Genomic DNA, 18,887 nt, shown 5'->3' on the forward strand with positions numbered 1-18,887 from the left:
CGGATACCCCTCACGCCGTGCCCGTCTTCCCCGCCTTTGCCCTCAGCATGCTGGATCGCCTCCTGTCATGGCGCCCGCCGACTCTCCGACCACCGGGAGCCGGGAGGCTGAGCCATCTGCGGTGGCTATATGCCCCCAAGGCCGATGCCGTCGGCTTTGCGCTGCGCACGACCGCCGCCGCCATCCTGTCGCTGATCCTGGCGATGTGGATGGAACTGGACGACCCGCAATGGGCGCCGATGACCGTGTGGATCGTCGCGCAGGGATCGCGCGGCGAAAGCCTGTCGAAGGCGCGATGGCGTCTGGTGGGCACGGCCATCGGCGCTATTTCCGCCGTCGCGCTGGTCGCGGCGTTTCCGCAGGCGCCGTGGCTGTTCTTTCCGGCGATCGGCATATGGATCGGGTTATGTTGCAGCGTGGCCACGCTGGTGCGCAACTTCCGCTCCTACGCGCTGGTTCTGTCGGGCTATACCTGCGCCATCATCGCGCTGGATGCCGTACGCGACCCGAACGACGTGTTCATGATCGCAATGTCGCGCTCGACCTACATCGTGCTGGGCATCGCGTGCGAAAGTCTGATCGCCGGCCTGCTGTCCCATAATCTGGCCGATACCGCGCGCCGCAATATTCGCGAGAAGCTGCTCTCGGCCCTGACCAGTTCCTCCAACGCCATTGCCGACCTGCTGGCCGGCAACGAGGAAGCCTTCGTCCGTTCGCGCGCCCTGTTCGGCACCATCCTGACGATCAACGACCAGATCGAGTTCAGCGAGATCGAGATGGGGCCGCACGGGCATGAGGGCGATCATGCGCGCGCCGCCCTGGCCACGGTGTCGGTGCTGCTGTCGCGCGGGCTGGGCATGACCGCGCGCCTGCGCGCGCTGGGTACGGCCCACGCGGGCTTTACCGAAACGTCGCTGCTGGTGCGCACCTATCTTCAGGGCCTGCCGCCTCGCCTGAAACAGGACGAGGACCTGCCGGAGGTACTGGCCGACCTGCGCGCGCTGCGCGGTGTCTGCCGCCAGCAGATCGTCAATGCGCTGACCGAGGAAAGCAGCGGCCAGCACCCGCCCGACAGCCCCGAAATCCAGTCGCTGCTGGACGGGCGCATCCTGCACAGCGCGCTGGAGGAACTGCTGGCGGAACTCCAGCAGGCGCTGGAGGAATTCGATGCCAGCCACCGCGTCATCCGGGGAGACCGTTTCCACTTCCGCCTGAAAGCGCATCGCGACCTCAAGGAGGCGGCCCATAACGGCATTCGCGCCGCCGTCGCGATTACCGCGGCGGGACTGATCTGGGAAATCACGGCCTGGCCGAGCGGCCTGGCCTTCATCATCATGGTCGCCCTGACCTGCGGCCTGTTCGCCACCCGCGAAAACCCGGTCCTGGGCACCATGAACTTCCTGCTTGGCGCGGTGTGGGCGGTCGGGGTCTCGTTCGTCCTGGTCATGCTGATCCTGCCGCGTCCGGCGGATTTCGAGGTTCTGGCGGCCTGCCTGGCACTGCCGATGATCGCCGGCGGGCTGGCCACCCGCAACCCGGCCACCGCCGGGGCCGCCGCGTCCTATACCCTCTTCCTTTCCAACCTGATCGGCCCGTCGAACCAGGGCCGGCTGAACGAGATCGCGTATTTCAATTCCTCGCTCTCGCTGCTGGCCAGCATCGGGTTCTCCGTGCTGATCTTCCGCACCATCCTGCCTTTCAGCAGCCGGGCCGAGCGCCTGCGCATGCGCGAACATAATCTGTACGACCTGCACCATCTGGCGTCGGCGATGCCCATTCCGCAGACCCATGACTGGATCGGGCTGAACACCGACCGCTTCGCCCGGCTGATCCGCCATGCCGGCCCCACCCCGACACCGACGATCGAAGCCTATCTGCAAGGTACGCTCTCGGTCATGACGATCGGGCTGAACATCATCCGCGTGCGCACCGTCCTGGCCCGCGACCAGCTTCCGCTCCGGGCGCACCGCCCGCTGCTGCTTGTCCTGCGCCGGATGGCGCAATTCACCGGTAAGCACGGCCGCACGGCGCAGGCGGCCCGCCTTGCCGTGGCCAGCCTGCGCGGCATCGAGGCCAGGGAACCCAATATCGGTGCCCGCATCGAACTAACCCGCGCCATTGCCTATCTGCTGGTCATTTCGAACGAACTGGACGCCAATGCGACGTTTCTCGATACGTCGTCGTCCTATCGTCCGCCCACCTAGACCTGTCCGCCCGGCGTGCCGCCTTTTCCTGGCGGCACAAAACAGGCAACACTGACCGGATCGAGCCAGACCGAGTACCCCGATCATGATCCCGTCCCTGCCCCCCACGCCCGCCCGTCATGCCCTGCGCGGCCGCGCCGTCACCTTCGGCGCCGATCCGTTCATGGACGATCCGGCGCGGGCGCTGGTGTATGAAGCCGACGCGCTGATCCTGATCGAGGATGGGCGCATCACGCGGTTCGGCGCCTTCGACGCACTGCGCGACACGCTGCCACCTGACACCCCGGTCACGCATTGGCGCGAGGGCATCATTTCGACCGGGTTCGTCGATACCCATGTCCATTATCCGCAACTGCCCATGATCGCGGCCTATGGCGAACAGCTTCTGGAATGGCTGGAGCGCTATACGTTCCCCACCGAAGCCCGTTATGCCGACCCGGATTACGCATCCGACGTGGCGCGTCGTTTCCTGCGCGAACTGCTGCGCGCCGGCACCACCAGCGCCGCCGTGTACTGCACGGTCCACCCCCAGTCGGTCGATGCGTTCTTTACCGAATCGGCACGCCTGAATACCCGCATGGTCGCGGGCAAGGTACTGATGGACCGTAACGCGCCCGCCAACCTGCGCGACACGCCCCAGCGTGGCTATGACGAATCTCTTGCCCTGATCGACCGCTGGCACCAGCACGGGCGGCAACTCTATGCCGTCACCCCGCGCTTCGCCGCCACCAGCACCGAAGAACAGCTCGACCTCGCGGGGAGCCTGCTGCGCCAGCGCGAAGGGCTGTTCATGCAGACCCACCTGTCGGAAAACCTGGCGGAGGTCGAATGGATCAGCCAGCTGTTTCCCAACCGCGCTTCCTATCTCGACGTCTATGCCCATGCCGGGCTGGTCGGGCCGCGCAGCGTGCTGGGCCATGGGGTCCATGTCGATGAGGGCACGTTCCATACCTGTCACGCGGCCGGATGCGCGCTGGCGCATTGCCCGACCTCGAACCTGTTCCTGGGCAGCGGCGCCTTTCGCCTGTTCGACGCGCTTGACCCGCGCCGGCCGGTGCGCGTGGGCCTGGGCACCGATGTCGGCGCCGGCACCAGCCTGTCGCAATTGCAGACGCTGAACGAAGCCTACAAGGTCGCGCAATCGACCGGCCGGCGCCTGCACCCGGCCCAGGCCTTCTGGCTGGCAACGGCCGGCGGCGCCCGCGCGCTGTATCTGGACGACCGCATCGGCACCATCGCCCCTGGCATGGAAGCCGACCTGTGCGTGCTCGACCCGCGCGCCACGCCGCTGATGGCCCAGCGCGCCGAACAGTGCGAAACGATCGAGGACCTGCTGTTCGTGCTAATGATGCTGGGCGATGACCGCAGCGTTCGCGCGACCTACGTGGCCGGCGCGCTGGTCCACGATCGGGACGCCGATGACAGCGGGATGCCCTGAGAGCATGATGTAAATATGCGCGGGTGGGCGAGAACGGCCTTCAAATCCGCGCCTGGCGATCGGGTATCGAAACCATGAGTGCTCGTCAATGAGGGTTTCGACCCGCGCCGGATCTGAACGCGGAGATGTCATGGCGTGCAGGACAAAAGATCTCTTCGCCGCGTATATGATCGCGATTTTCGTAACGACCTTCGTGCTCGTCCTGTCCAGATTTCCGGCGGATTTCAGCCACTCCGTCGGCGCTTATTTATATGGCATCGTGTTTCTTGTTCTTTTCGTCGTCATCGCCATCTCTGCCGCAATACCATGCGCCGCAGCGCTTTGCATTGTGAAGACGATAGAGCGGCGCCGGATGCCCGCTTTCGTGTCTGGAAGCTTTCTTTTGGGGCGGCCTGGGATCGCTGCTGATTTTTGCGTCTTTGCCCACCGCCGCATTGGCGGGCGTGCCTGAACCGGGCTTTTTTCCGGCGTATCGTTCGGCCCTTCTTTTCAACGGACGTGTTTTTGCGGCGGCGGGCGCGACCGGCGCGATGGTTTTCTGGTTTATTGTCACGCGCTTGCGGCAGAAGAACCGGCCGACGCAGCCATTAACATATTTTTTAATGACTCATATTCGTACATTAATTGATTTTCAGGTAAAGATGGAATGAAGAGCATTTTTACACGTCATTATTGATGATTCCGCGCGATATGCGCAGAGCCCGCAAGATCTGGGCGGCTGGTGTCGCGATTGAATACTCATCCGAGGCCCCCGGCACCCGAGAGGCAATTTCATTTACATAAAAAAACGATATGTTAGGCTGACCGGCATAAACTTTCAGGATCGTTGTGTTGGAACCATTCCCTGACATGGCCTTGGAAGCCATTTGCAGGTGACGGGAACATGATGCCTTCCATGAAAGGTCATGAGAATACATAAAGGATGCGATATTTTATGCCGGGACATTTAGAACGCCGTCCATGGAACAGCTTGTCCGCGCGCATTGTTCTGATATGCGGGCTCGCCTTCATCGCCATACAGGTCGTGGCCATGACGATATCGGCATGGATGATGAAGTCCCAGGTTGAAAAAAGCGTTTTTTCCGAAGCGACCTCCCGCAGCCAGATCCTGGTCGACCAGATCACCCGGCACCTGCTGGACCTGAACGATATCGCGCGCGCCAATAAGGTGGCCATTGAAGCAAGCCACAAGGCCGGAACGGCCAGCCGGGCCGAAATCGTCAGCCTGCTTCGCGAGACGGAGATCCGGTCCCCCAACCTCTATGCCGTGTGGATGGAGGAAATCCCCGGCGGGTTCGACGGGCAGAAGGCACTCAATGCGCCGGGGGTGAACAGCCATGGCATCCTCAATCCCTATTATGTCCGCAAACCCGACGGATCGATCGATTTCAACGCCGTCGACGAGCATTACAGCCAGGGCTGGTTCACCCAGCCGATGGCCAGCGGCGAGCCCATTCTGACGGAGCCCTATATCGACGAAGGCAGCGGCGTGGAGATGATCTCGTTTTCCTATCCGCTGGTCTTCGACGGCAGGAAGATCGGCGTGACCGGGATCGATACCCCCCTGGACTGGATCGTCACCCTGCTCGGCTCGTCCGACGTCTTCGGCAGCAAGAACATTTCGCTTCTGTCCCAGGACATGGTCTGGATTTCACACCCCGACAAGAAGCGCCTGCTCCAGCCCTACACGGACGACGGAAAGGCCGCGCTGTCGCAGGCGATTTCCAGCCGCAAGGTCCGGATCATCCGTGGTTTTCATGACGGGGAGCTGGAGCGGGTGATGGTTCCCTTCCAGATCCCCGGCTTCAGCAATGTCTGGACCCTCGTCGTCGACATCCCCCGTGCCGCGCTGGATGCGCCGGTGATGAACAACATCGTCGCCCTGCTGATTTCGGGCGTGCTGCTGATGATCCTTTCCGTTCTCGTCGTCTATTTCATCTCGCGAAAACTGATCAGGGAGCCGTTCCGCAACCTGCTGGCGGCGGTTTCCGACCTGACCCTGGGCCAATATGACCGGGCGGTTCCCGGCACCGGGCGCGGCGACGAAATCGGCAGGGTCGCCCAGGGCCTGGAAGGCTTTCGCAAGACGCTCCTGAGAGGCCGGGAGGCGGAAGCCCATGCGACGGAAGCCCGAACCCAGCATGAGGCGCTTCAGCGGAAGACGCGGCAGGAAGAAGAAACCAAGATCCGCAATATCAACAACGTCATCAGGACCATGGGAGACGGGCTCGACAACCTGGCCAGGGGCGATCTCTCCTGCCAGATCAACACCGCGCTGCCGCCCGAATTCGAGCCCCTGCGACAGAATTTCAACCAGTCGGTACGCCAGCTCGCCGAGGCGCTGTCCGACATCGCCGGCATGGGCCGCAGCATCAGCAGGAACACCGCGCAGCTTGCGACTGAAGCCGAAACCCTGGCCAAGCGGACGGAGCAGCAGGCCGCCTCGCTGGAGCAGACGGCGGCAGCGGTCAACGAGATTACCGAAAGCGTCAGCGAATCCGTCCAGCAGATCGGCGCCGCGCAGAAGATCGGCGTGCAGGCCCGTGGTTCCGCCAGCAGTTCGTCCGACCTCATGCAGCAGACACAGACGGCCATGCTGCGGATCGAGGACAACTCGAAACAGATCGTCGCCATCATCGAGACGATCGACATCATCGCCTTCCAGACCAATATCCTGGCGCTCAACGCCGCCGTCGAAGCCGCCCGGGCCGGCGATGCGGGCAAGGGCTTCGCCGTCGTCGCCAGCGAGGTCCGGGCCCTGTCGCAGCGTTGCGCCCAGGCGGCCAAGGAGATCGGCACCCTGCTCAGGACCACGACATCGGACATCAAGACCGGCTCGAAACGCGTGACCGAAACCGGCAAGTCGCTTCAGGACATCTCCCGCTTCATCGCCGAGATCAGCGATAATCTGAACCAGATCCTGACAGCCGGGCAGGAACAATCCGCCACCCTGACCCAGATCAACATCACGGTCAGCGACATGGACCATGTGACGCAGCGCAATGCCACCGTGGCCGAACATTCCCACGCCGCCGCGCGCCGCCTGGCGGGCGAGACGGACAGGATGACCCAGCTTGTCGGCCGCTTCCACCTTCCGGACAGCACGAATCTCGTCCAATACCGGCCCCGGAACAAGGCACGATGACACCCTGACAGATTGGATGACAGATTGGATCGAGCCCGCCCCCACGCATGATACGCCCAACGGGGCGGGCGATCATTCTCGCCTGCAAGTTTATAAGAATTGATTGGAAATTTTTGCAGATGAGCGATACATTATATTAGTATTCAAAAAGAAATCATAACTCTGTCGAGCTACGCAGACGGATTTTGCAGATCAAATGAACAGAGCGCCCGCCTGAGGATTACGCGCCGCCTCTATCTCGCGCACGAACATAAAATATACTCTATTTCTTTTTTGAAACCCTATAATTTAAATACCCTCCCAAAAGACCTACCGCGGACCCGATCAGCATAATGGACGAAAATATAATTTCAGCCGGTCTTCCGTCATGTAAATGAATGAAGACAACAAGAGAAAATACGAATATTGTATTTGTTGTTATTAATATTCTCTCCGACTTTTTTGCAGGACGCATCCCCTGACTCCACAAAAATACTCTTTCCACTCATAAGCGAACACATAAATAACAAATCTTCAGAGCAGCAGAAAGAAACCGGTGACATTATTTTAGAAAAAGCCATTTTTTATGAAAACACCAGGGAAAAATTCTCGATGCAGGCCGCGTAAATTTACCATAGCCGTCTAAACTTATCCCTGTCGCCCCCATGGCTACCGTCATCCAACCTGATGTTTTTCTTGGTGATCGGTCTCGTCGCATACGGTCTTTTTCATGGGAAAATCGCGTGTTGGCGTGCGATACGAACTCGTGCATAATGTTATATCATAACCCAATAACGAGATGCGCGTATGTCACTTGCAAAATCCTATCTGATGCTGTCGGGTGCGATCCTGTCGCTTCTGGCGGGCTCCGTCAGTGCCCGCGCGGACGAGGGCATGTGGACGTTCGACCACCTTCCGAAAGCTGCCTTGCAGAAAAGCTACGGGTTTCAGCCGGATGCGGCATGGATCCAGCACGTCGTGCAATCATCCGCCCGGTTGGCCGAAGGCTGTTCGGCCTCGTTCGTCTCGGCGGACGGGCTGGTCATGACCAATCACCATTGTGCCAATTCATGCCTGTCCGCCCTGTCGGACAAGACGCACGATTATTTCCGTGACGGGTTTCACACGCAGTCGCTCGCCGAGGAACGCCAGTGCCCCGACATGGAACTCGACCGGCTGGACGGCATCACCGACGTGTCGTCCCAGGTCGCGCAGGCGACGAAGGGGCGGCAGGGTGCGGCCTATAACGCCGCCGTGCAGGAAGTCGAAAGCCGGTTGACCAAGGCGTGCGCCGCCGGCGACGCCGAACATTGGCGCTGCGACATGGTGGCCCTTTATCATGGCGGCCAGACGGCGCTCTATCGCTATCGCCGCTACAAGGACGTACGGGTGGTGATGGCGCCCGAACAGGATATCGCGTTCTTCGGTGGCGACCCCGACAATTTCAATTATCCGCGCTATGATATCGACCTGTCGATGCTGCGGGTGTACGAGGATGGCAAGCCGGTCCACACGCCCTTCCTGCAATTCGACCCCAAAGGCCCCAAGGCCGGAGACCTCGTCTTCACCTCGGGCAATCCGGGCCGCACCCAGCGCGGCCTGCCCGCGGCAGCCCTGGCCTTCCAGCGCGATATCGCCAATCCGGCCATTATCGACATATTCTCGGTGCGCGAAGGCATGTTGTGGCAATATGCGCGCGAAAGCGCCGAACATGCGCGACAGGCCGAGGATACGCTGTTCGGCGTGCAGAACGCGCTGAAATCCTATTCCGGCACCGAAGCCGCCCTGCGATCAAGCGATATCGTCGCCCAACGGGCGAAAGAGGATGCGGCCCTGCAAGCCTGGATCGACGCGGACCCGGCGCGGCGCGCCGAATATGGACAGCCTTTCGCGGTCGTGGACAAGGCGATCGGCGTGCAGAAGGACCTGTTCGCCCGCAATCTCGCGCTGCATATGGCCCTGCATGGTCTGGCCGGTGACGCCATGACGCTGGTCGAAGGCGCCCGCGAACGCGCAAAACCCGATGCCAAACGGCATGCCGGCTATCACGACGCACAACTTGGCGAAATCGAAACGGAGCTTGCCGCCAGCGAGCCTGTCTATCCGGAACTGGAAACCGCGTCCCTCGCCCTGGCATTGACGAGCCTGCGCCAGATCCTGGGCGCGGATGATCCGCTGGTCCGCACCGCGCTGGGGAACGACAGCCCCGATGCCGTGGCGGCGCGACTGGTGAAAGAGACCCGGCTGGCGGACCCTGCCGTACGCACCGCATTGTGGCATGGCGGCCAGGCGGCGATCGACAAGGCGACCGATCCGATGGTCATCTTCGCCCGGACGCTCTTCCCCGCCTATGACGCGCTGCGCGAGCGTATGCTCAACGAGGTATCGGCACCGTTGCACAAGGCCGAGGGGGACATCGCCCGCGCCCGCTTCGCGCAGGCACAGGCGGCGGGGCGGCTCGATGCGATCTATCCCGATGCCACCTTCTCGCCGCGCCTTTCCTTCGGCACGGTGCAGGGCTGGCGGCAGGACGGCGCGGATATTCCGCCCTTTACCGACTTCGCCGGCATGTATCGCCATGCCACCGGCAGCGAGCCTTTCGCCCTGCCCAAACGCTGGCTGGACGCGAAGGCCCGGCTGGACCTGTCCACCCATCTCGATTTCGTCTCGACCAACGATATCGTGGGCGGCAATTCCGGCTCGCCGGTGCTTGACCGTCAGGGCCATGCGGTCGGGCTGATCTTCGACGGCAACCTGCCCAGCCTGGCCGGCGATCTGTATTACGACATCGGCAGCAACCGCGCGGTTTCGACCGACACCAGCGCCATCATCGCCGCATTGCGCACGGTCTACGCCGAACCCGCGCTGGCCGACGAACTGGTGCGCGGCCACCGCTGACGGGCCGCGCCTTAACCGGAAGGCCGCGTCGTGGCATGCCCTTTCTCCCGGTGCATGGTCATGGACCGGCCTTCCCCTCTTTGCCGTGGTGGGATAGGACGAATGCGCCTTGCCTCCCTCGGGCAACACCGCCCCATCGCGGCGGCGTCTTCCTATCAGACGGTTTTTCCAGAAAGCCCGCCGCCATGCCTGCTTACAGCGACGATACCGAGATCAACGATATCGTATCGGCGTTTCTGAGCGGCACCCTGCCGAAGGCGAAATGGACGCACGCGGCCCATTTCGCCGTCGCCCTGTGGCTGCTGCGCCATCGGCCGGAATGGGCGGAACTGCCGATCATGCGCGGCCTGATCCGTGCCTATAACGAGGCCAGCGGCACGGCCAATACGCTCTCAAGCGGCTATCACGAAACGATCACCATCGCCTCGATGCGGGCGGCAAGGGCTTTCCTCGCACATTATCCGGCGGAAACACCGCTCTGCGTTATCCTGGATGCCCTGATGGCGGGGGCGCCCGGCCGGAGCGACTGGCTGCTCGGGCACTGGACGCGGGAGACATTGTTTGGCCCCGAAGCACGATCACACTGGGTCGAACCCGACAGGGCCGCGCTGACGGTCTGACGACCCGGCCAGGATCAGAGCACACCATGCGGGTTTCCACCCTGGCTCCCGAAGGTTACGGGACGCACTGATCGAGCAGCGCCTCCAGTTTCGGGCGCTGGAGCGAATCAATCGACCGGCCGACATACAGGCGCGCCCTCTGCCGGATGACATCGATCACGCGCTGGCTCATCTCCTGCGCGCTGCCTTCCGCAAGCAGGCTGGCAATGGCGATCCGCCGCTCGACCGCATGTCGCACGATCTTGAAGGCGATGGCATTCACGATGGATTCGAACTCCATCCGGCCGAAACGGGACTCGCACGCCGAAAGCTGGCTCATCGCATCCAGATAGAGTCGGACGACCAGGCTCCCGCCCGTGCGGTGAAAATGCTGGCGGTGCCAGCTTCGCGCCCAGGTATGTTCGCGCTCGGCGGCCAGATGCTCGCGCATGTTCGCGCAGACATGGCCGGCCGGGCAGTGATAGGTCCACGCCGCCAGCCACGCGCTGACGAAATCGGGATAGCTGTGGCGATACCACGCGATCGCGGCACCGTTGGCCCTGGTCGTGAAGCGGAAGGATTTCTGGCCGTCGACGCCGTAGAGAATCGACATCGTGCCGCTGCTCTCCGGGTCGCGGCCGAGAACCAGGATATGGCCCGGATCGCCCCCGTGCATATGACGCTGCACGGTGAAGAGATCCAGCAGCGACTCGTCCTCGACCGACCGTGCCGCATGCGCCTTCACGTAGCTCATGAACAGCGGGTTGCGCACGCCCGTCAGGCCCAGCGGGCAGAAATCGAACCCCCACCAGCGCGACATCTTGACCAGATGAAAGGCCAGTTCATTGCGCAGTTCGGTCAGGCGCAGTGGGCCCTCGCCATTCTGGCACACCGCCTGGACCGTCTGGAACCGGCTGACCAGCCCGTTGATCTGCCCGGCAAATCCGCGGCCGGGATCGAAATAATCCACCAGCAGTGGCGGTTGTGAGTGCGTGAGGTGCCAGGAGGCGTCGCAACCGATTGTCTCGCTCATCGTCAACAGCTTCCCGTCAGGAGGCGAAAAGAGAACAGCGGCACCAAACAGCGCAAGCGCGCCCTCGGTGCCGCCGGAGTTTCCACGGGACGGGGTTGGGAAATCGACGGTCGGGCAACTGCCGGATGTCCCGTGGCCTCCGATCATTATTGCGACCGCATCGCAATTGCAATGCGAAGAATGAAGACCTCCTTACACCTCGCCGGGAGCGGAGCCTTCATGATCGTCTGTTCGTGCAATGCGCTGTCCCATACGGACATCGAATCCGCCATCCGCGCGGGCGCGTCGCGCCCCGCCGAAATCCATGCCGCGCGGCAATGCCGCGCGCAGTGCGGCAACTGTGTTCCGGGAATGCTCTGCCTGCTGCGCAACGCGCTGAAGGCCGCCACTCTGGAAGGGCTGCCCAACGCGGATGCCCAACGGCAGCACGCCGGCCACGCCTGAGAATCCGACCGAAAACGCGCTGGCGGTCATCCGGCGTGGACCGTTCCGGGCCGAAAGCCCGGCCGGCCTTGTGCCAGCCGGATTACCGGCCTTTTTTCTTCTTGCGGCGGCCGTAGAGTTCCAGACGGGTCGTCGCGACCTCGTAGCCCATCCTGGCAGCGATTTCCGCCAGCAGAGCTTTCAGCTCGTCGTCGTCGAATTCCATGACGGTACCGGTATCGACATCGATCAGGTGGAAATGGTCCCCATGATCGGTGGTCTCGTACCGCGCGCGGCCCCCGCCGAAATCGCGACGCCGCAGGATGCCCTTCTCCTCGAACAGCCGCACCGTCCGGTACACTGTCGCGATGGAGATATGCGGATCGACCGCCGTGGCCCGGCGATAGAGTTCCTCAACATCGGGATGATCGTCGGATTCGGACAGGACATGCGCGATCGTACGCCGCTGCCCGGTCAGTTTCATGCCCTTCTCGCGGCACATCGCGGCGATCGGGGAGTCCAGCCTGTCGTCTGTTTTCATTGCCTCCCCAGCATAGCCTGATCCGACGAATCGCGTCCAATGGATTGGCACGGCGCCTGGATGGGGCGGACATCATCACGATGTGAGCATTTCATGTTTGCGAATGATAATCGTTCTCATATAGTGCCGTGACACAGCAACAGATCGGCGGCGTCGCCGGCCAGGAGTGCCCAATGAGCCACGCACGGCATTACGTGAACGACCTCTCCTGCAGCGAGAAGCTGGCCATCTGGATGATCCGATGCATCACGCGGCGCGAGGTGCCCGCCTGCACGGGCGCATCGTCCCGCCCGGTGGCCCGGAGCCTGTTCATGGTGGGGTTCCACGCCGACCTCGAAGGAGTCGTGGAGGCGTTTCGCGCCGCGATGAGCCGGATGGCTGGACTGCGCATGGACCGTCTGGACGTGGGCATGCCCGGCACGATGATGCTGACTGCCACCGAAGAAGGCTTTCTGGACGCAACGTCGGCGGCACAGAACGGAAACGAGGCTGCGGTCCGTGCGGCATTGCGGCGGGTCTTTCCGCATCATTATGTGCAGTCGCGCTTCGCCGCCGCCGTCACGGTGCTGGCCGCGTGCCTGGCCGGCGCGGGGCACTGGCTGCCCAGCCGCCGGGTCTGTCGATGGCCGGGCACCCGCGATCGGCCGGTCGCCCTCCCCCTGTTTTGTCATGGGTGTCCTGCCATCTTGTAGATGCAAACGCGAGGCACCCGCATCTATTATTATAAAGGGATAAGGCAGGAGGCCGGGCAGAAAGCCTCCAAGGGAGCCGACACGGCAGTGATCGGAAATAATCATGACCCATCCGCAAACATCCATGAACGCTCTTTCACGCAGCGAACGGCTGGCGGTGCATGCGATGCGCCATTTCATGCCTGGCCGCCCGGTGGGCGGCCTGTCGCGCGACGAGACGATGGCACGCCTGCCGCTCTCGCTGCTGTCGGAGGATTATCCGTATCTCGCCCGGATGTTGGCCGATGCCGCGGCCATGATGCCGCCCGGTGCGATGGGGCTGGCCGGAATCATGCCGTTCCAGGCGCCTGTGGTCACCACGGTCGAACATCATCTGCTCGACGCCATCGAGATCGCACAAAATGGTCGTGTCACCGATCTCAGGAGGGCGTTGCGTCCCCTCTTCCCGGAAGGGGACATTCCCGATCGGTTGATGGCGGCATTGGCCATGCTGGGGGCCTGCCTCGCCGGTGCGGGCTATATCCTGCCCCGCCGGAATACCGGCGGGGCAGACCGCCAATGGTGGCATGAACCGGTTTCCGTGGCCGACTGGCTGCGCGAGGTGACGGAAAACGAGATCCCGTCGCTGGGCGCCGTCCTGGCGCGCCCGGTGGATGAACCGCCGATACGAGCCATTTAGCAGGCTGCTGCACAGTCGGGCTCCAACATTAACGCGGCGTGTCGGAGCCTGACCCGAAAATGCGCCCTGGTGGCGATCCGGCGTGTGTTTCCTGCGCTTCGGTGCTCACGACCATCAAGGCTGCTCTGCTCCGCTGACGGGCCACTCTCGCTCACCAGACCGCATTTTCTCAGGTGAGGAGCGTATATCCGTTCCGCCCGGCAGCCTTCGTCTTGTAGAGCGCGAGATCCGCGCGCCGGAGAATGTCCTTGATGCCTTGCCGCCCCGATCCGGACAGCGTGGCGCCGATGCTGGCAGTGACCGCGGCCCCCACCTCCGGCAGGTCGTAGGGCAATGCCAGTTCGTGCCGGATCTGCATGCAGAGCGCCTCCAGGTCCGACACCGTCTGCACGTCGGGTACGAAGGCCACGAACTCGTCTCCGCCATAGCGGGCGACCAGACCATGAACATCCCGAAGGATCACGATCAGGCGCCGGGAGAAGACCCGCAGTACGTCGTCCCCCGTAGCATGTCCATATGTATCGTTGATCCGCTTGAAATGGTCGAGATCGACGATCAGCAGCGCGCCCGCTGCGGAGAGTCTCATATGCGCCTCGACCGCCGGTTCGAACGTGCGCCGGTTCATGGCCAATGTCAGTTCGTCATGCGACGATGCCTGCCGCAACCGATCCTGCACGAAGAGCATCCGCCGCAGAGAACGCCGGTTTTCATCGACCGATACATTGGCGGGCAGGACCGTGAGGACAAGCGATACGAGATAGGTCTGTATTCCGACCTCGCGCAGAATGACGTCGTGACCTGAAAAGAGCGCGATAGGCCCCATCCCCCGCCGCGTGAACGCCGTCGCGCAGACCGCCACGAGCAAGACGGTTCCCGATGTCCATACCGGGCTCGCGCGGAAACCGACGATGGTCAGGAGAGGATAGCTGAACAGCAGCAGCGGTGAACGTCCCCATACGAAACTGGCGATCGAAACCGCCAGGCACAGGAGCGAGAGCACCATCGACCGGCCCCGCCGGTACTCGTTGTCCCCACGCACATTGCGGATCAGATGGATGATGACCGGTGTTGCGAGGATCAGGCCGAGCGCGTCGCACGCAACCCATTGGATCCAGTCCCGGAGCAACGGGGCCGGATCGCCCATGATGAAACGGTCGCCCAGGACGCCGAAGCCGGCCTCGATCGCGGATGCCGCAACGGCAATGATCGAAAAGCAGAGGAAACGCGGCAGGCGCGCCAGATCGGTCCGGGCACCGCAGAACTGCCGCGTCAAAGGGGCCGCTATCGCGACCTGCACGATATTCAGCAGACTGGCCTGAACCGCCTCGCCGTTCGCCCATCCCGCCCCATAGTTGGCGCACAGATTGATCGCACAGCAACCAGCCATCACAGCCAGGCTACGCCGTTCCGGCAGAATCAGCAGAGCGACCAGCATTACCGCGTTGGCAGGCCAGAAAGCCGAGAACCCGTCATTATCCTCGATGAGGAAACGGGTGATCACGACGAGACCGCCAAACAGCACAAGAAAAAGCAGGATCAAGCCGCGCCCGCGCGGCTGCTCGGCCGGCCGGAACGGGCGCCAAGTTCGCGACGATTGGACGATTTGGGTCCACGGACGCGCGGGTCCTACCATTCAACACGGCTCCTGCCGGCACACTCCGTCTCGGCCGTCGAGCGGTTGAGAGGTCAATGGCTATCTTGCGCGGAATATAAACCTGAAGCGCCGGCGACTCCATACGTTATCGTTATGACAGGCGGTAGATATCGCGTCACGCTCTGCCTGCCGCCGCCTGCGGTCTCCCTCTCTTCCGCCCCGGCCCTTGGGTGCCGCCTCAGGCCCGCGCCGACGTAACGCTGCCGAGATAGTCGATTACGCGCTTAAAGCCGCTTTCGGCCCCGATGACACAGCGGTCCGGGTCCAGCCCGGCGCGATCAATCGCCTCCTGAAAAGCCGACCAGGAGCGCCCGCGGCCCGCCGGATCGGGTTGCAGGTGACGGGCGCCGAACGAGGCGCCGAAGCCCAGCTTTTCGGCCAGGCGCGTCAGAATGCCGGCCCCCAGCTTCGATCCTTCGGCCACATACAGCCACCCCATTGCCTCCGACGGATCATGGGCGACAGGGCGTTCCGTCGCTTCAGGGGTGGGAATATCCAGGTCCGCCATATCTTCGACCAACTGTGCAAACCGGTTTCGTGCGGGCAGATCGGGCACGATGCGTGCAAGAGCTGGATCGCCATAGAGTGCGTTCAGGTCTCGATGGAACCGATATTGGACCAGCACGAAATTTTGATACCCCGGCCGATCCGAGAACATGCCGGCTGTCATGATGGCATGGTCCAACTGCTCATGAATGGCGTGCGTATGCGCCTTGAGTTGTGATGACAGGGGTGAGGTCAGGATCGGGTCGCTCACGATAGGAATCCTTCGATTATTTCCATTCATGTCGGACAGCGCAAACAGACAGAATGTAACGAATGATTTGCGGATTGTTTCGTCTGTTTCCAGCCAAGCCCATTTCATCAGACAATTGTTGATTGCCTGATCTTTTGCCTTTTATGCAAATGAGAATCAAGCGCATTTTATGTTGACAAGCAGAACACCGCCCCCGCATTAGATGCGAACAATTCTCATTTATGGAGCACGCGGTGATAAGGCGGCAAAAAAAACGGCATCGCACGATTCTCTGTCATATACTGGCGACATCCGCACTGACCTGCGGATATGCATCCATGGATTTCGCCCGTGCCGCGACTGATGCGCCGGCAACCGATGCACTCACCGCCAGGAAGGTGGCGCCCGGCAGCGCCACTGCCCCCAGTCAGCAACCCGCGAACGCAACCGGCGCCCGTCCCGCTGCCCCTGCGATCAACCTCCGGCCGGTGAAAGTCTCAGGGCGTGCCGATGTGATCGATTCCATGAAATTCGATCCCGATGCCGACCACAGCAGCACCGGCAAACCGGCCGTGCTGACGACCACCACGACCTACAAGGTGTTTCGCGATCGCCAGATCGACAATCTGGAAGATTACGCACGTCGCGTCGATGCCGCCGTCAATTACAGTGCCGGTAATGCCAGCATCAATATCCGTGGCCTCGACCAGAACCGCATTCTGACGACGATCGACGGCGTGCGCACGAGCTGGGCCAACGATGGTGCCTATACCGGCACCTACAATACAGCCCAGGGCGGCGTCAGCGCCTTCGACTTCAATTCCCTCGGTGCGATCGACGTTGTTAAAAGCGCCGATTCCAGCTTTTTCGGGACGGGATCGCTTGGCGGCGTCGTTGCGCTGCGCACGCTGGACCCGGAAGATATTCTCAAGCCGGGCAAGAGTTTCGGTGGGCTGACCAAGACCACATATGATGGATCGAGCGAAAGCGCCTACCTTAACCAGACGTTCGCCGCCCGCTACGGCGATACGCTCTTTCTGCTGGAAGGCGGTTATCAGAACGGCAGCCAGACCGGCAACATGGGCCGGATCGGGGGCAGCGGGCGCGCGCGGACCAGAAGCAACCCGGCCTCCTACGATCAGGGCAGTTTTCTGGGCAAGATCCGGCATTACTTCGCGGGCGGCCACCGGGTGGGGCTGACGGGAGAATGGTTCGACCGCAATTATGACGAACACACCATGACATCGGAGACCAGCGCGGGGCAGCATTACCGCACAGGCAGCGAGAACAAGCGTGCCCGCGTCTCGGCCAATTACGACTACAAGGCGGAAAGTCCGACCGCCCTGTTCAGCGAAGGGCATTTTCTGGCTTATTGGCAGGACACCAACACGATCACCGACATCCGCAACACGAACAGCCTCCGCCCCGCCGCCAATGCGCATGAAAATCTCAACCTGTCGGTGCAGTCCTACGGGGTGACCGGCTCGGCGACGGCCAATCTCTTCACAGGTCCGCTGCATCACGCCATCACCTTCGGCGGCGAGGTCTATCTGACCGATACCAGCCAGCATGAAACCGGGCAGCGCGCCACGACAAGTGCCTACACGCACGATAATTATGCCGACATGCCGAAGGTCCATGGCACCGACCTGGGCGCGATCCTGCAGGACCGCATCGGCATGGGCGTTGGCGAATGGTTCCATATCACGCCGGGTTTCCGCTTCGATTATTACCAGCGCGACCCGCGGAACAGCGCCTTCTTCAGGAACAATCCCGGCTATGCCGGTCTGCCACGGGGCGCGCATGGCGGGCATTTCTCGCCCAAGGTGCTGATCGAGGCGCGCGTGGCCCACGACCTGACGCTTTACGGCCAGTATTCGCAGGCGTTCCGCGCCCCCTCGGCGACCGAAGCCTATCTCAATTACAGCACGCCGCCGATCTATCAGGTCGTCGGCAATCCCGATATCAAGCCGGAAACCAGCCGAGGCTGGGAAGTGGGCATGAAATACGGCAATTCCGAACGCGGCGCCAATGTCTCGTTCTATGATAATTACTATAAAAACTTCATAGACATGGTCGGCGTGAGCGGATGTAGTGGATATTATTACTGCTATGGCTACGCCAACCTGGGGCATGTGCGCATTTACGGGGTCGAGGCCAGTGCTCAATGGGCGTTCGACAAGCACTGGCAGGCATGGGGCTCGTTCGCCTATGCCGACGGCCGCAATACCGATCTGAACTACCACCTCAGTTCCGTTGCCCCGTTCCGTGGCATCATCGGCTTCGGCTACAAGGGCGAGAACTGGGGCACGAGCCTGTCCGCGACGTTTGCGACGGCACGGGACAACGCAAAATACCTGACGACTTCAGGCACACCGGTCAGCCAGTGGAAGACGCCGGGCTACGTGCTGTTCGATCTGACGGGCTGGTACAGCCCGACCTTCTACCGCCCCCTGCGCATTCAGGCCGGCATGTACAATATCTTCGACAAGACCTATTACAACGCCGCCGCGCTGCCCTATGGCCAGTCCAGCAGCAGCCTGTCCGAACAATATTACAGCCAGCCGGGCCGCTCGTTCAAAGTCACCGCACGGATCGAATTCTGATCCTTCCGGCGGATCGGCCCCCCATGTAAGAGCCTGACCGAAAATGCGCGCTGGCGGCGATCCAACGTGCGTTTCCTACGCGTCGGTGCGCATGGCCATCAAGGCCACTCCGCTCCGATGCTCGGAAACACACGCCGGACGCGGCCCGGAAAACGGGCCGCTCTCGCTCGCCAGCCCACATTTTCGGTCAGGCTCTGAGACGCGCCGGCGACAAGCCCGGGCGGTTTTTAATTAGACGATGGAGACCGGGCCGCGTTGGG

General features: G+C 62.3%; 15 protein-coding genes. 11 read left to right on the forward strand and 4 right to left on the reverse strand.

All coding sequences use genetic code 11. The features are described 5' to 3' along the window. The first annotated feature begins 17 nt into the window (after nt 1-17). The 7 genes from ABF821_RS06720 (at nt 18) to ABF821_RS06750 (ending at nt 10,284) form a co-directional block, all read left to right on the forward strand. Nucleotides 18-2,204, forward strand: a complete 2,187-nt coding sequence (locus ABF821_RS06720) for an FUSC family protein (RefSeq protein ID WP_415529479.1) — start codon at nt 18-20, stop codon at nt 2,202-2,204. 85 nt (nt 2,205-2,289) lie between these two features. Further along, nucleotides 2,290-3,642, forward strand: a complete 1,353-nt coding sequence (gene guaD / locus ABF821_RS06725; RefSeq protein ID WP_415529480.1) for a guanine deaminase — start codon at nt 2,290-2,292, stop codon at nt 3,640-3,642. Nucleotides 3,643-3,730: 88 nt separating this feature from the next. Continuing rightward, the gene (locus ABF821_RS06730) at nt 3,731-4,093 is read left to right on the forward strand and encodes a hypothetical protein (protein ID WP_415529481.1); all 363 of its coding nucleotides are present in this window, start codon (nt 3,731-3,733) and stop codon (nt 4,091-4,093) included. Next, a complete protein-coding gene (locus ABF821_RS06735) occupies nt 4,086-4,292 on the forward strand; it encodes a hypothetical protein (protein WP_415529482.1) in 207 nt (68 codons plus the stop codon). Before ABF821_RS06730 ends, ABF821_RS06735 begins: the two co-directional genes overlap by 8 nt. Nucleotides 4,293-4,612: 320 nt before the next feature. Further along, nucleotides 4,613-6,787, forward strand: a complete 2,175-nt coding sequence (locus tag ABF821_RS06740) for a methyl-accepting chemotaxis protein (RefSeq protein ID WP_415529483.1) — start codon at nt 4,613-4,615, stop codon at nt 6,785-6,787. A 786-nt stretch (nt 6,788-7,573) separates the two neighbouring features. Beyond that, the gene (locus ABF821_RS06745; RefSeq protein ID WP_415529484.1) at nt 7,574-9,664 is read left to right on the forward strand and encodes a S46 family peptidase; all 2,091 of its coding nucleotides are present in this window, start codon (nt 7,574-7,576) and stop codon (nt 9,662-9,664) included. 185 nt (nt 9,665-9,849) lie between these two features. Then, nucleotides 9,850-10,284, forward strand: coding sequence for a hypothetical protein (locus ABF821_RS06750; protein ID WP_415529485.1), 435 nt, complete (start codon nt 9,850-9,852; stop codon nt 10,282-10,284). Nucleotides 10,285-10,339: 55 nt separating this feature from the next. Here ABF821_RS06750 and ABF821_RS06755 read toward each other — a convergent pair whose 3' ends face one another. After that, nucleotides 10,340-11,296 (reverse strand): hypothetical protein, encoded by a 957-nt coding sequence (locus tag ABF821_RS06755; RefSeq protein WP_182973849.1) that lies wholly within the window; start codon nt 11,294-11,296, stop codon nt 10,340-10,342. Between the two features lie 219 nt (nt 11,297-11,515). Between ABF821_RS06755 and ABF821_RS06760 the strand changes: the two genes are divergently transcribed. After that, nucleotides 11,516-11,740 (forward strand): bacterioferritin-associated ferredoxin, encoded by a 225-nt coding sequence (locus ABF821_RS06760; RefSeq protein WP_114727966.1) that lies wholly within the window; start codon nt 11,516-11,518, stop codon nt 11,738-11,740. A gap of 82 nt (nt 11,741-11,822) precedes the next feature. Here the strand turns inward: ABF821_RS06760 and ABF821_RS06765 are convergent, their stop codons facing one another. After that, on the reverse strand, nt 11,823-12,260 hold the full coding sequence (locus tag ABF821_RS06765; RefSeq protein ID WP_114727965.1) for a Fur family transcriptional regulator: 438 nt from the start codon (nt 12,258-12,260) through the stop codon (nt 11,823-11,825). A 173-nt stretch (nt 12,261-12,433) separates the two neighbouring features. On the opposite strand from ABF821_RS06765, the gene ABF821_RS06770 reads away from it, so the two are divergent. Together ABF821_RS06770 and ABF821_RS06775 are read left to right on the forward strand one after the other, a co-directional pair. Beyond that, nucleotides 12,434-12,952 (forward strand): hypothetical protein, encoded by a 519-nt coding sequence (locus ABF821_RS06770; protein ID WP_415529486.1) that lies wholly within the window; start codon nt 12,434-12,436, stop codon nt 12,950-12,952. A gap of 124 nt (nt 12,953-13,076) precedes the next feature. After that, nucleotides 13,077-13,631 (forward strand): hypothetical protein, encoded by a 555-nt coding sequence (locus ABF821_RS06775; RefSeq protein WP_415529487.1) that lies wholly within the window; start codon nt 13,077-13,079, stop codon nt 13,629-13,631. A 169-nt stretch (nt 13,632-13,800) separates the two neighbouring features. Here ABF821_RS06775 and ABF821_RS06780 read toward each other — a convergent pair whose 3' ends face one another. Next, entirely contained in the window at nt 13,801-15,171 is a 1,371-nt protein-coding gene (locus tag ABF821_RS06780; protein ID WP_415529488.1) for a diguanylate cyclase domain-containing protein, read from the reverse strand. 292 nt (nt 15,172-15,463) lie between these two features. Then, nucleotides 15,464-16,042: a biliverdin-producing heme oxygenase gene (locus tag ABF821_RS06785; RefSeq protein WP_415529489.1), complete on the reverse strand. Its 579-nt coding sequence runs from the start codon at nt 16,040-16,042 to the stop codon at nt 15,464-15,466. 317 nt (nt 16,043-16,359) lie between these two features. Between ABF821_RS06785 and ABF821_RS06790 the strand changes: the two genes are divergently transcribed. Next, nucleotides 16,360-18,627 carry a TonB-dependent hemoglobin/transferrin/lactoferrin family receptor gene (locus ABF821_RS06790; protein ID WP_415529490.1) on the forward strand — a complete coding sequence of 756 codons (2,268 nt, stop codon included), beginning with the start codon at nt 16,360-16,362 and terminating at the stop codon, nt 18,625-18,627. Nucleotides 18,628-18,887 lie beyond the last annotated feature (260 nt).

Origin of the sequence: Gluconacetobacter sp., assembly GCF_047721585.1 — a bacterium.
Classification (GTDB): Bacteria; Pseudomonadota; Alphaproteobacteria; order Acetobacterales; family Acetobacteraceae; genus Gluconacetobacter; species Gluconacetobacter dulcium.